General features: G+C 38.5%; 11 protein-coding genes and 1 other RNA gene. 3 read left to right on the forward strand and 9 right to left on the reverse strand.

Annotation, left to right across the window (positions count from 1 at the left end):
* Nucleotides 1–8: 8 nt before the first annotated feature.
* The 5 genes from MKX67_RS19875 to MKX67_RS19895 all read right to left on the reverse strand — a co-directional run bounded on the left by MKX67_RS19875 (nt 9) and on the right by MKX67_RS19895 (nt 6,596).
* A complete protein-coding gene (locus tag MKX67_RS19875; protein ID WP_095371923.1) occupies nt 9–2,180 on the reverse strand; it encodes an acetate--CoA ligase family protein in 2,172 nt (723 codons plus the stop codon).
* Nucleotides 2,181–2,448: 268 nt separating this feature from the next.
* Nucleotides 2,449–4,350 carry a helix-turn-helix domain-containing protein gene (locus MKX67_RS19880; RefSeq protein ID WP_322910459.1) on the reverse strand — a complete coding sequence of 634 codons (1,902 nt, stop codon included), beginning with the start codon at nt 4,348–4,350 and terminating at the stop codon, nt 2,449–2,451.
* Between the two features lie 161 nt (nt 4,351–4,511).
* The gene (arsC, locus tag MKX67_RS19885) at nt 4,512–4,934 is read right to left on the reverse strand and encodes an arsenate reductase (thioredoxin) (RefSeq protein WP_307317771.1); all 423 of its coding nucleotides are present in this window, start codon (nt 4,932–4,934) and stop codon (nt 4,512–4,514) included.
* A gap of 12 nt (nt 4,935–4,946) precedes the next feature.
* Entirely contained in the window at nt 4,947–6,248 is a 1,302-nt protein-coding gene (locus MKX67_RS19890) for an arsenic transporter (RefSeq protein WP_307317772.1), read from the reverse strand.
* Nucleotides 6,249–6,260: 12 nt separating this feature from the next.
* A complete protein-coding gene (locus MKX67_RS19895) occupies nt 6,261–6,596 on the reverse strand; it encodes a metalloregulator ArsR/SmtB family transcription factor (protein WP_307317773.1) in 336 nt (111 codons plus the stop codon).
* A 186-nt stretch (nt 6,597–6,782) separates the two neighbouring features.
* On the opposite strand from MKX67_RS19895, the gene MKX67_RS19900 reads away from it, so the two are divergent.
* From MKX67_RS19900 to MKX67_RS19910, 3 genes are all read left to right on the forward strand, one after another.
* Nucleotides 6,783–7,085 (forward strand): metalloregulator ArsR/SmtB family transcription factor, encoded by a 303-nt coding sequence (locus MKX67_RS19900; protein ID WP_095371917.1) that lies wholly within the window; start codon nt 6,783–6,785, stop codon nt 7,083–7,085.
* 15 nt (nt 7,086–7,100) lie between these two features.
* The gene (locus MKX67_RS19905; RefSeq protein WP_095371916.1) at nt 7,101–7,502 is read left to right on the forward strand and encodes an ArsI/CadI family heavy metal resistance metalloenzyme; all 402 of its coding nucleotides are present in this window, start codon (nt 7,101–7,103) and stop codon (nt 7,500–7,502) included.
* A 258-nt stretch (nt 7,503–7,760) separates the two neighbouring features.
* Nucleotides 7,761–8,177, forward strand: coding sequence for a hypothetical protein (locus MKX67_RS19910; protein ID WP_341052141.1), 417 nt, complete (start codon nt 7,761–7,763; stop codon nt 8,175–8,177).
* A gap of 68 nt (nt 8,178–8,245) precedes the next feature.
* On the opposite strand, the gene ssrA is transcribed toward MKX67_RS19910, so the two are convergent.
* The 4 genes from ssrA to MKX67_RS19930 form a co-directional block, all read right to left on the reverse strand.
* Nucleotides 8,246–8,605: a transfer-messenger RNA gene (gene ssrA / locus MKX67_RS19915) on the reverse strand.
* Nucleotides 8,606–8,778: 173 nt separating this feature from the next.
* Nucleotides 8,779–9,246 carry an SsrA-binding protein SmpB gene (gene smpB, locus MKX67_RS19920; RefSeq protein ID WP_095371914.1) on the reverse strand — a complete coding sequence of 156 codons (468 nt, stop codon included), beginning with the start codon at nt 9,244–9,246 and terminating at the stop codon, nt 8,779–8,781.
* A gap of 100 nt (nt 9,247–9,346) precedes the next feature.
* The gene (gene rnr, locus MKX67_RS19925; RefSeq protein ID WP_342488651.1) at nt 9,347–11,674 is read right to left on the reverse strand and encodes a ribonuclease R; all 2,328 of its coding nucleotides are present in this window, start codon (nt 11,672–11,674) and stop codon (nt 9,347–9,349) included.
* A 32-nt stretch (nt 11,675–11,706) separates the two neighbouring features.
* A complete protein-coding gene (locus tag MKX67_RS19930) occupies nt 11,707–12,453 on the reverse strand; it encodes a carboxylesterase (RefSeq protein ID WP_095371912.1) in 747 nt (248 codons plus the stop codon).
* Nucleotides 12,454–12,525 lie beyond the last annotated feature (72 nt).

The following is a 12,525-nucleotide window of genomic DNA, read 5'->3' on the forward strand; positions in this document are numbered from 1 at the left end:
CGATACCACTACCTCCTAGCGAGCATATTTTCTGTTTGTGCAGCGCTTGTTACAATTAGTGCATCTACCGCTTTTGCGCACTTTTCAGTCACAATGATTGGATTTAAATCTAGCTCTTCAATGTCATAATCTTGTACAAGTGAGGATACACGCAGTAAGATGTCGACAATGCCCTCTACATCAAGCGCTTCTTCACCTCGTACACCGTCGAAAATGGCTTTTCCTTTAATCTCATTTATCATTTCAAGCGCATCTTGTCTTGTGATCGGTGCAACCCGGAAAGCAATATCTTTGAACACTTCAACAAAAATGCCGCCTAAACCAAACATAATCACCGGTCCAAAGCTGGCATCTCTCGTCACACCAACGATAACTTCCGTCCCCTTTGCCACCATTTCCTGCACCATCACCCCATTAATGTGGGCATCAGGATGATATTTGTGAGCGGACAGAAGAATGTCATCGAATGCTTGCTTTACTTGCTCTGCATTTTGCAAGGAAAGACGTATACCACCTGCTTCTGTTTTATGCAAAATGTCTTTTGAATCAATTTTTAATACAACAGGATAACCAATACTGTTCGCTTGCTGAACCGCTTCATCCACGGTAGTTGCTAAGCTCTTTTTTGTAGTGGGAATTTCGTAAGCCTGTAGCACTTTGCTTGCATCCCATTCGCTTAAAATTTGATTCTCTTGCAGTAAATACGCTACGTTCTCTTTCTTCTGAATAGATGCCCGTTCTCGAACACTCTCTTTTTGATACGCACGATATTTTTCGCTATATTCGACTAACTTTGCGAGCGCAGATATCGCTTGTAAGTTACCCGGTATCACTGGAACACCATGGTCGACCATATATTGTTGCCCTTTAGGTATACTCATTCCTTCTAACGGAAATGTACTTACAAACACAAATTTATTCGTGTTTTTACACATCTCAACAAATTCTTGTAATTCCTTCGTCTCTTCATCCCAAAATAAGGGGAACTCTGTAAGAATGATATTGTCTACATCCGGATCCTCCATTAAGGCTTTTAATGGCGCAGTAAATAGCTCTGGTGCCGATACAGAAGCCGCTGCAGTTAGATCAATTGGGTTGGCTGCACTAGCAAAGGAAGGAATCACTTGTTTGATTTTCCGTTGAGTTTCCTCATTTAATTTTGGAATCAACAAGCCATTAGCTTCACAACGATCGGCTTCGTTAATCCCTCTGCCACCCGAGCTTGTAATAATTACGGTATTTCTCCCTGTTGGCAGTTTGCCAGATAAGAATAATTTCGAGAATGAAATAATTTCATCATAATCATTGGCTCTAATCATGCCAGTTTGTTTAAAAAATGCGTCATAAATATCGTTCGAGCCGGCTAATGAACCCGTATGAGAAGCGGCTGCTCTTTTTCCTGCAGTTCCTCGCCCTGCCTTCATAACGATAATCGGTTTCCCTTTTTCAAGCGCCTCGTATGCCAATCCCCTTAATTTTTTAGGTTTTTTCGCACCTTCCAAATAACCGCTGATCACTTTCGTTTGCTTTTCATGAACCATATACTCAACTACATCTTCAAAACTGGTATCCATTTCATTTCCAACACTCACAAAATAATTGAACGTTAATCCATGTTGGGCAGCAGCCATATACGTAAGCACACCAAAGGCGCCGCTTTGCGATACATACCCAACTGCGCGTTGTTCACTAAGAGGATAGCTCATAACAGCAGGAGAAAATGTACCGACCAGACCATTCAGCGTATTAACAAGGCCGACACAATTTGGACCAAGTAAACGGAGACCATGCTTTTTTGCATAATCCGCTATTTGTTTTTGTTGTTTTTCTCCCGACTCTCCAGTTTCAGAAAATCCTGAAGCAAAAATAATCGCTGCCTTCACTTTCTTTTCTACACATTGCTCTAGCCCTTGCTGAATCTGGTGAGCACTTAAACAAAAGATGACTAAATCAACTGCATGTGAAACCGCTTGTAAGGATGAGTAGCACTTCACTCCATGAATTGCATTTGAAGTAGGATGAATAGGAAAAATATCTCCTTGAAAGCCCCCATCTAATAATGCCTTCACCTGGATATTGCCAAGCTTCTTCGGGTTTTCAGATGCACCTAACACGGCTACTGATTGCGGATAAAAAAAAGAATGTAGCTCATCCTTTGCGGAAACGTTTTCATTTATCATTACATTCACCTCACTAAATAAAAATCAATTTCTTTCTATCGATAGCTTACAAAATGAACGCTAATGGATCAGGCGTAAAGAAAACATTAAACATTTAATTATTAGGTAGTAAAAAAAAGTAAATATCAACTAAACCTTTACTTACCGTAGGCAGAAACTTTCACAATTATTTTTTTACGTACTATATCATCTCGACTATGACACAAGATCACCTCGACAATGGCAAGGGATTACCACGAAAAAAAGACAATGATCACACAACTTGTGCTCATTGCCTCTTTTCCATTATCTCTATCCAGCGTAATAACTTACCTTCCACCCGTTTAGATGGGACTTTAATTCCTCGTTCTATCGTACTGATATAAGCTTGTGACACCTCAACTTCTTGCGCTAATTGTGATAACGACAAGCCATTTGTCACTCTTACTTCTCTTACACGTTTACCTAAAAGGACGTGATCTGTTAACGATTGATGGTCTTTCACTTTCACTTCAAAAGTCGTTTTCTTCAATTGAGCATACCTTTCAACAACTTCCTCAGGTGGCTGAATAATAATCTTTGCTTGCTTCCAAGTATTCCCCCAGCCTTTACTATCCACAATGGATTCTTCCCATGCTTCGTAATACCATGCAGAGAGTAAACCATCCTCTTGTAGCGTATCAAGCGCGCTCTCAAATCGTTCTCTTGTCCTTGAAGGCAATCTTATATTTAATGATTCACCTATCGCTGCGAGTAATGTTGAAATATAATGTGGTTTTAAATAATCGCCCTTCTTTGCCTGGACTCTCCAACGCCAATGCATATATCTCCCTAACCTCTTCTCCCAAGACCTTCTGTAAGGATCATACTGCAATATTTTAAGTGGTAGATGTATAACCTGCCTACCGGATCCATATAGAAATGGGGAAAATATAGGACCCATTTTATATTTCAACACTTGCTGTGATTCATTTTGGTCATACACGTCAAAAGCATTACCCATTAACCTTTTCTCGACTGGTTTTCCTTTTTGATATACCACAGTCTCTATATCGATCCAAAGATTTTTTATGATTGTAAGCGATTTCATAATTCTTAGACGTTGACTCCGCTCATACCCTCCGCGTCTCCCTTCTCCACCGCGTTTAGGTAACAAGCCCCTCATCCGAAGCAGTTCATCCACCTCTATCGTAATAACATCTTCATGATGCTTGGCGATAGCAAGAAAGTTGGCACATAACATATCGAGTACATCAACATCCAAATCTGTTAACGTAAAGCGATCTACATTTTGATCTTCTACTATCTCGTTAATCATCAATAAGCCTTGCACATGACCTTTCTGGATTCTTCTACAATACCTTTCTTTCTCTTGATCCCAATGAAAAACTTGATATAGCGCCTCTCGTACCGCTTGATAAGGGGCATTATTCATTACACAAATATTCTCTCTCTGAGAAGGGACTAGAGATGAATTTCTCCAATCTACTCCATGAGCGATAGCCTTTTCTAATTCCTGTACAGTGCATTTACTATATTTAAAAAGTTGATTGATCCATTTATCAGCATAATCATTTACGATTATCGTGAACATAGAAAGAAATTCTTTACTGTTCAGCAAAAAATTAGACAGGTATTGATAGAAGAGCTGATTTAATTCAGCTTTCTTTAGTTGACTGAGGTGCTCCATCCCAAGTTCGTCAGCCATTACATCTAATACCCACTCTGCGATTCCCCGCTGAAACCACTGACAAAACTCTTCCCAAGCAGCTTCCTCATTTAAAAAGGTATCCGCCCTTAGCCTATTTTCAATTGCTGAAATGGCAAGTCCCCTTAGTTGATGATCTAAAAAAACCATTGTAAATAGGGAGGAATAATTTTTGTTTTTCTCGATAAGAAAATGCACGATATGATCTGCCAATTGATGAATAAAGCGATCTCTTGCGATTTGTCTTAACGAATTAAAAACAGCCGGATTTTCTTGATATGCCTTTTCCCAAATCATAAAAGATTTGACACCTGAGATATAATAAATAGGTGCCTTCTCTTTTTCAATCGACTCTTGTTTGGCAATTGCTTCTTTTTGCTGTTCATAAATACATAGAATTAAAAAATTATCAATTTCATTTGTCAATTGTCTAGCTTTGCCTTCATTACGCTTCCCATTCCTACGAACAACTTTTTTAGTCATAAACCGTCTATTCCCTCCTACCCTTATTTCATTGAGTGACTTAGACAATGTTGGTCGTTATTTATTACAAGTGTAGCATAACAAAAGTTTAATTAACTATATATTTTAACTATTCAGAATAAAAATACCCGCCATGGAGGTACTTCCATGACGGTGTATGACTACTTTTCACCAGCATCAGCAAACCGCTTCAACCGCTCGCCTATCTCATCTCTTACACGAGTAAACGTTTGCCACTTTTCCTCTTCCGTGCCAATTGCTTTGGCAGGATCATCAAATCCCCAATGTTCTCGTTTCACTTCTTTCGGTGTTATAGGACATTTATCAGCAGCATCGCCACATAAGGTGACAACCAAATCCGCTTGATTTAAGATGTCGGTATTTATCACATCCGAAGTTTGCTGTGAGATATCTATCCCTGCTTCTTTCATCGCTTCTACAGCTTTTGGATTGAGTCCATGTGCTTCAATGCCTGCACTATAGACTTGCCAATCTTCGTTTAAATAATGCTTTGCCCAACCTTCAGCCATTTGACTTCTGCAAGAATTCCCTGTGCAAAGAAAATAAATGATTTTTTTCGTCATATGAACACTCCTTTAATGAATAATTAATAACCATATATAAAGACCTAATAAGGTGATAAATAAGGTGGGAATCGTTAGAATGATACCTGTTTTAAAGTAGGTACCCCAAGAAATCTTCACCCCTTTACGCGATAACACATGTAACCATAATAAAGTAGCAAGTGAACCAATTGGCGTGATTTTTGGACCAAGGTCAGAACCGATGACATTGGCATAAATCAAAGCATCTTTCATCATACCTGTTGCATTCGTATCTGCAATGGCTAACGCATCAATCATCACTGTCGGCATGTTATTCATGACCGAAGACAAAATGGCGGCAATAAAGCCCATGCCCATTGTTGCGGCAAACAATCCTTGATCAACGGTCAATTGAAGAACATCTGTTAACAAGCTCGTTAGCCCAACATTCCGCAAACCATACACAACAACATACATACCGACTGAGAAGAAAACAATATTCCACGGAGCCCCCTTCATAACGGTTTTCACATCAACTGCATCACTTCTTCTAGAGATCATAAGAAAAATAAAAGCAATGATACTAGCAATAATCGATACAGGCACACCAACAAACTCACTTGCAAAATAACCAACTAGTAATATCGCCAAAATCCACCATGAGTACTTGAATAATCGTGGATCCTTTATCGCTACACGTGGCTCCCGCAATTGTGTACCATCATAACGACCGGGTATGCTTTTTCTAAAAAACAAATAGAGAACCAAAATACTTGCCGCAACAGAAAATAAATTCGGTACAATCATGACAGTGAAAAATTCCACAAATCCGATGCCAAAGAAATCGGCCGATACAATATTAACAAGATTACTAACCACAAGGGGTAATGACGCTGTATCAGCGATAAAACCACTTGCAATAATGAACGGAAAGACCATTTTCTCATTAAAATTCAAGTTCCTTACCATCGAAAGAACAATCGGCGTCAAAATCAAGGCAGCCCCATCATTCGCAAACAGAGCAGATACAATCGCTCCAAGCAAAATCACGTAGACAAACATTTTTACACCATGCCCTTTTGCCGCTCTCGCCATATGCAAGGCAGACCATTCAAAGAAACCGATCTCATCTAAAATTAAAGAAATAATAATAATAGCGATAAATGTTAACGTTGCATTCCATACAATCGACGTTACATCCAAAACATCTTGGAAATCTACCACACCAACTAGTAAAGCCAATATCGCTCCACCACAGGCAGACCAACCAATAGACAACTCTTTAGGTTGCCAGATGACTAAAATAAGTGTGATTAAAAAAATCACTGATGCCAAAACCACTGACGTTGTCATACCCATTCCTCCTTAATCACACAATACGCGCAAACCTTGTTTTTCAAGACTTTCAAGTAGCCCCTGTTGACTTGGAAGCTGATTTAATAAAGTACAAACGAAGGGAAAGTTCTCATATTGTCTATTTAAACCGTAATAAACCCATTGACCCCTTCTTGATTCAAAGATCAAACCAACATCACGTAACTTACGTAAATGCTGACTAATAGCTGGCTGGCTCATATCAAATAAATGAACAAGCTCACAAACACAGCATTCCCTTGATTCAAGAATCTTCACCATCTTTAGCCTTGTTTTATCGCCTAACAGCTTTAACACAAGCGCAACTTCCTCAATTGTACTTTTCATTAAGGTACTCCTTCATCGTATAAGTAAATGCTTATATCCTTATGCTATTTTATAGATAAATCTATAGTTAAGCAATCCCTGTTAGAAAAAAACGCATCAAATTTTTTTGATTTATTTCTTGATTTTCCAATTATAGTTAAAGTATACTGATAACACACCAAAAAAATTTGATAGGAAGTGCAAACCATGAAACCATTCATTGAATATGAAAAACAATTTAAAGCATTAGCCGACCAAAAGAGACTAGAAATTATGTATGAGCTATGCCAACGGGGACAGACATGCGTTTGTGATTTATCCGAGATTTTCTCTCTTCCGCAATCGAAATTATCCTATCATTTAAAGATTTTGCTCGATGCTGGTTTAATTACAAAAGAGACAAAAGGAAAATGGAATTACTATGAATTAAATGAGCAATCCGTTAACCATCTCTTATCAGAAGAACTTTGTTGTATCTTTAGAAAATCAAGTAATTCTTGTTGCAATTAAAAGGAGGCATTTCAAATGAAATATGTGCATATCGGCATTAACGTAACCAATTTAGAAGCATCTATCGCCTTTTATTCAAAAGTATTTGGTGTTTCTCCAATCAAGGTCGAACCCACTTACAGTAAGTTTTTACTAGAACAACCTGGACTCAACTTTACCCTTAATGTTAAAGACGAAGTAAACGGTAATCAAGTGAATCACTTTGGTTTCCAAGTAGAAACACAAGAAGAAATCGATCACCATAAACAACGATTAGAACAAGAAGGATTCTTCGCACGTGAAGAACGGGATACCACTTGCTGCTACGCTCTGCAAGACAAGTTTTGGATCACCGATCCAGATGGGAATGAGTGGGAGTTTTTTTATACGAAGGCGGATAGTGAAGTTCAGAGTGAGGGATGCTGTGTAGATATTTAAGGGATATTTCTTTCATTTCCTAAAATAACAAGTAATTTAAAAAACATAAATACTAATCAGTGCCTTGTTTTTAACTTACTATAATCCTCCACATGGAGCATAAAGTGAAATATAACTACCTTTAGTATTAATATGTTTGCTTAACAACAATACTGTACTTCTTAGTGCCTCTCAAATCCTGCTTATTATGTACATAATATTCCTAATTTTCAATTATAATATGATGTGTAGTAGGAGAAAAAGGAGGGGTAAACCCTAATGAAAAAAAGATACTATAAAATATTTGCCTTATTAATTCTGCTAGGTGTCATTACTTTTTTGATTTATAACTATATAAACAATTATAGATTTGCTAGTGAAGTTTATTCTTTTAGGGGTGAAGGACAAAACTGGGTTGTTACCTCTAAATATACATCTATTCATCAGGATAACTATAGGCATGAGATAAAAATAGAATATACTGGTGATGACAAAAATGTATTAGTTGACCATTGGTATTTTCATTCTTCACTATTTGGCACCGGCGGCGGTGGGGAAACGCTTGATGATAATAACCAGCTTAGTAAAAGAGAGGATGGGACATTCATGTTTACGCCAAATAAAATGCATACATTCGAAATAGAATGGAATGGCAATAAAGAGACGTTTGATGTTAACCTATTCGAGGATTATTAATTTTTGTGAATAGCTTGGTTTTATATGTTATTGGTTTTAACCAAATAAAAAACCACCAAATATGTATTTGGTGGAGACGGAGGGAGTCGAACCCTCGTCCAAAGATATTGGCACTTAAGCTTCTACGAGTGTAGTCGATATATTCGTGTTTCGCTGCTCCTTATGCCTATCGACGGGCGTCCGGGCAGCTAGTCTGGTTGTTCTCTTCCTTCATCCTCAGACGGTGGAATCCGGCGTAGCCCACTAAATTTGAGTCCCTTACCCTACCACATGGGCGATGGAGGGAGGAACCGCTAAAGGCCTATTAGGCAGCTAAAGCGAAGTTGTTTTGTTGTTTGCCAGTTATAGGCTTTGACGTTTTAACGAGGACGATCCCCTCGACTCGCAACCTAAGCTCAAACTATCCCTGTCGAATCCGTAGCGTCCCCATTGGATAGTAGCAGTTTTTTAAAGCTGCTAACTGTATTAGGTGCGCAACTGAGTCGTTGCAGCATACGGAATGCTCGATAAACTTTGAGCAAAGATTGTGCACTTCTATTTGAAGTGACAATTACTATTATAGCACAAACAAACGAAATATCAATTGTAAGCTTTTGGTATATTACATTTTTTGTCTTTCGCGGAAGGCACGCTCAACTTCTCGTTTCGCTTCTTTTCGTTTTAAGTCTTCACGCTTATCATATTTCTTTTTACCCTTCGCTAATCCAACTAAAACCTTTGCGAAGCCATTTTTTAAATATAGTTTTAATGGAACAAGGGCATAGCCGCTTTCTTTTGACTCACCTATTAGTTTGTTAATTTCTTTCCGGTGTAGTAAAAGTTTTCTCGTTCTTAATGGGTCGTGGTTATGAATATTCCCTTGCTCGTAAGGACTAATATGCATACCAATTATGAATAATTCATTATTAACAATTCGTGCATAGGCATCTTTTAGGTTCACACGTCCGTTACGAATGGATTTAATCTCAGTTCCTTGTAAAACAATACCCGCTTCATATGTTTCTTCGACAGTATAATCATGATAGGCTTTTTTATTTTGGGCGATTGTTTTCCCTGCACCTTTTGGCATCTCTTTCTCATCTCCCTTAAATCACAGCAGTTTTATTTATTTTAGCAAAAACAAAGGAAAGAAGGAAGAAAGCCTTACAAAAAAGGCTTCCTCCATTAGACTATTTACGTTTCTTTTTTCGTTTTGCTTTCGGTGCATTCTCATAGAATTTGCGTTTTTTCTTCTTCTTACCATCTGGCTTACCAGATTTTTCACCTCGTTCTGGCGCAGCAGATTTCCTTGGCTTTCTTTCTGAACTACCTGTTTTAAACACTTTTGTTTCTTGTCGGCGTTCTCTTCTAGGCGTGCCTTTCATTCCGACAATCTCAAAGTCGATCGCACGTTCATCTTTATTGACATTAATGACACGAACGGTAATTTCATCCCCAATGCGGAATACATTCCCTGTACGTTCGCCGATCATTGCCATTTGTCGTTCTTCATAGCGATAATAATCATCGGTCATATAGCTGACATGGATTAAACCTTCTATCGTGTTTGGTAGTTCGACAAACATCCCAAAATTCGTAACAGAGCTAATCATACCATCATATTCTTCACCAATTTTATCAAGCATGTATTCTGCTTTTTTCAATTCATCGGTTTCACGTTCGGCATCGACTGCTCTGCGCTCCATTTCAGAAGCATGATCCGCGATTTCAGGTAACATCGCATTCCATTTTTCTTGGGTGCGATCGTCTATCTTACCTTCGATCAAATACGTACGAATGAGACGGTGAACAATCGTATCTGGATATCGACGAATTGGCGAGGTGAAGTGTGTATAAAACTCTGTTGATAGTCCGAAGTGACCCAAGCTTTCTGGATCGTACTTCGCTTGTTGCATGGAACGAAGCATCATTGTGGAGATCACCATTTCCTCTGGTGTCCCCTGTACTTCTTCTATAATATCCTGTAATGCACGCGGATGAACAGCGTTGGCTGTTCCTTTCACAATATAACCAAAGTTTGTAATAAACTCAAAGAATCTTCTGAGCTTATCTTCTTTCGGGTCTTCATGAATACGGTAAATAAACGGTACTTCCATCCAATGAAAATGCTCTGCAACCGTTTCATTCGCTGCTAGCATAAATTCCTCAATGAGTCTTTCTGCTACTGAACGTTCGCGAATGACGACATCTTTTGGGTCACCCTCTTCATTCACTAACACTTTCGCTTCTTTAAAGTCAAAATCAATGGCGCCACGATGCATACGCTTTTTACGAAGAATCGCAGCTAATTCTTCCATTCGCTTAAACATTGGTACGAGTGGCTCATAGCGTTCAATTAATTGTTCATCGTTATCTTCCAAAACTTTATTCACATCCGAATAAGTCATTCTTTCGGTTGTTTTAATGACGCTTTGGAAAATCTCATGATTGACCACTTCACCATCAGGAGTAATTTCCATCTCACATGAAAGTGTGAGACGATCTACTTTTGGATTTAAAGAACAAATTCCATTCGATAGGCGATGGGGAATCATAGGTATTACACGATCGACTAAGTACACACTAGTTGCTCGTTCCTCTGCTTCTACATCAATTGGTGATCCTTCAGTTACGTAATAAGATACATCAGCAATATGCACACCTAATTTATAATGACCATTATCAAGTTGCGTCACAGTAACAGCATCATCTAAATCTTTCGCATCTGCACCATCAATCGTCACAATCGTTTCGCCTCTTAAATCTCGACGATTTTCAATTTCTTTTTCATCAATCTCATCAGGCGTTTCTTCTGCCTGCTTTAACACATCATCAGGGAATTCCATCGGTAACCCATGTTTATGAATAATGGAAAGAATATCAACGCCTGGATCGTTTTTATGACCCAGAATTTCCATTACTTCACCTTCCGCACTCTTTCTTCCTTCAGGATAAGTTGTGAGCTTAACAACAACTTTATGTCCTTCTACTGCCCCTTTAGAAGCAGCTTTTGGGATAAAGATATCACTGGCAAACTTTTTATCATCTGGAATAACAAAGCCAAAATGCTTACTCTCAGTGTATGTACCAACGATTTGTTGCACACCACGTTCCAAAATGCGGACGATGGTTCCTTCTTTTCTTTGACCAGCGCTTTCTGCTGCTACACGGGCTAAGACAATATCACCGTGCATGGCATTATTTGTTTCATTTGGTGGGATAAATAAATCATCGAGTCCTGGTTCATCTGGAATAACAAAGGCAAATCCTTTGGCATGACCAGATAATTTCCCGCGCACAAGATTCATTTTTTCAGGTAATCCATAGCGATTACTCCTTGTACGCACAACTAAGCCTTGTTCCTCCATAATGACTAAAGTCTTTACAAAATCCTTAAATTGGGTGGAGTCTTCTATCCCAAAGGCCTCCTCCATTTCTTGTACTGTTAGAGGCTTGTACGCCTCGTCCTTCATATAATTTAATAGTTTATCGACCAGCTCTTTTTTGTGGTTATCCACGATTGACAACACTCCTCAAACTTCGATCCAACTTACACTTGCCAATCAAGCTGCTCTAAGAATTGATACACATCTTCATGCAGCTGATCTCTTTCCTTATCAAGTGTAATGACATGACCGGATTCTTCATACCATTTAATCTGTTTTTGATCATTTTCTACTTCATTGTATATAATATTCGCGCTTTCAGTATTAATCATATGATCTTCTCTTGATTGCACAACAAAAGTCGGAGAATAAATCATATCCACATTATGACGAACATCTGCAATTAATGCTTGTAATGCCTTTAATGTGTTCATTGGTGTTTCTTTAAACTTAGCTACTTCTTCTTCGATTTGTTCGGGTGATTTTCCTTCTAGCTTCTTATATTGTCGGGCATAATCAACGACATTATCGTACATCACTTCTTCAGATTTAATATGCATAGGTGCACACATGGTTATAATACCCTTTACAGGTACAGTGTAACCTAATTTCAAGGAAAATACCCCACCAAGAGATAAGCCGGCAATCGCGATTTCTTCATGCCCCATTTCCTTTAGGTGTTGATAACCATTCATGACGTCTTGCCACCAATCTTCTGGTCCCGTATGGACAAGTTCTTCCGGCGGGACGCCATGGCCTTTATATAATGGCGCATGACAAGTATAACCTTTCCCTTCTAGGAATCTTGCCATCATGCGAACATCTGCTGTATTACCAGTAAACCCATGTAATAATAATACTGCTCGTTTACCGTCTCCAAATGTGAATGGTTTGGGTTGAACTACTTTCATTATGTATACTTCCTTTCAATCAAACGTTTGTTTAACATGATTAGTTTTCCCTGTAATAGGCAAAATAAAAAC

The sequence above is a fragment of the Cytobacillus sp. FSL W7-1323 genome (assembly GCF_038595015.1).
Lineage (GTDB): Bacteria > Bacillota > Bacilli > Bacillales > Cytobacillaceae > Cytobacillus > Cytobacillus kochii.

Bases quoted from the DNA above. Each gene is read 5' to 3' on its own strand.
- MKX67_RS19875 (WP_095371923.1), bottom strand. From the start codon at position 2,180: ATGATAAATGAAAACGTTTCCGCAAAGGATGAGCTACATTCTTTTTTT.
- MKX67_RS19880 (WP_322910459.1), bottom strand. From the start codon at position 4,350: ATGACTAAAAAAGTTGTTCGTAGGAATGGGAAGCGTAATGAAGGCAAA.
- arsC (WP_307317771.1), bottom strand. From the start codon at position 4,934: ATGACGAAAAAAATCATTTATTTTCTTTGCACAGGGAATTCTTGCAGA.
- MKX67_RS19890 (WP_307317772.1), bottom strand. From the start codon at position 6,248: ATGACAACGTCAGTGGTTTTGGCATCAGTGATTTTTTTAATCACACTT.
- MKX67_RS19895 (WP_307317773.1), bottom strand. From the start codon at position 6,596: ATGAAAAGTACAATTGAGGAAGTTGCGCTTGTGTTAAAGCTGTTAGGC.
- MKX67_RS19900 (WP_095371917.1), top strand. From the start codon at position 6,783: ATGAAACCATTCATTGAATATGAAAAACAATTTAAAGCATTAGCCGAC.
- MKX67_RS19905 (WP_095371916.1), top strand. From the start codon at position 7,101: ATGAAATATGTGCATATCGGCATTAACGTAACCAATTTAGAAGCATCT.
- MKX67_RS19910 (WP_341052141.1), top strand. From the start codon at position 7,761: ATGAAAAAAAGATACTATAAAATATTTGCCTTATTAATTCTGCTAGGT.
- smpB (WP_095371914.1), bottom strand. From the start codon at position 9,246: ATGCCAAAAGGTGCAGGGAAAACAATCGCCCAAAATAAAAAAGCCTAT.
- MKX67_RS19930 (WP_095371912.1), bottom strand. From the start codon at position 12,453: ATGAAAGTAGTTCAACCCAAACCATTCACATTTGGAGACGGTAAACGA.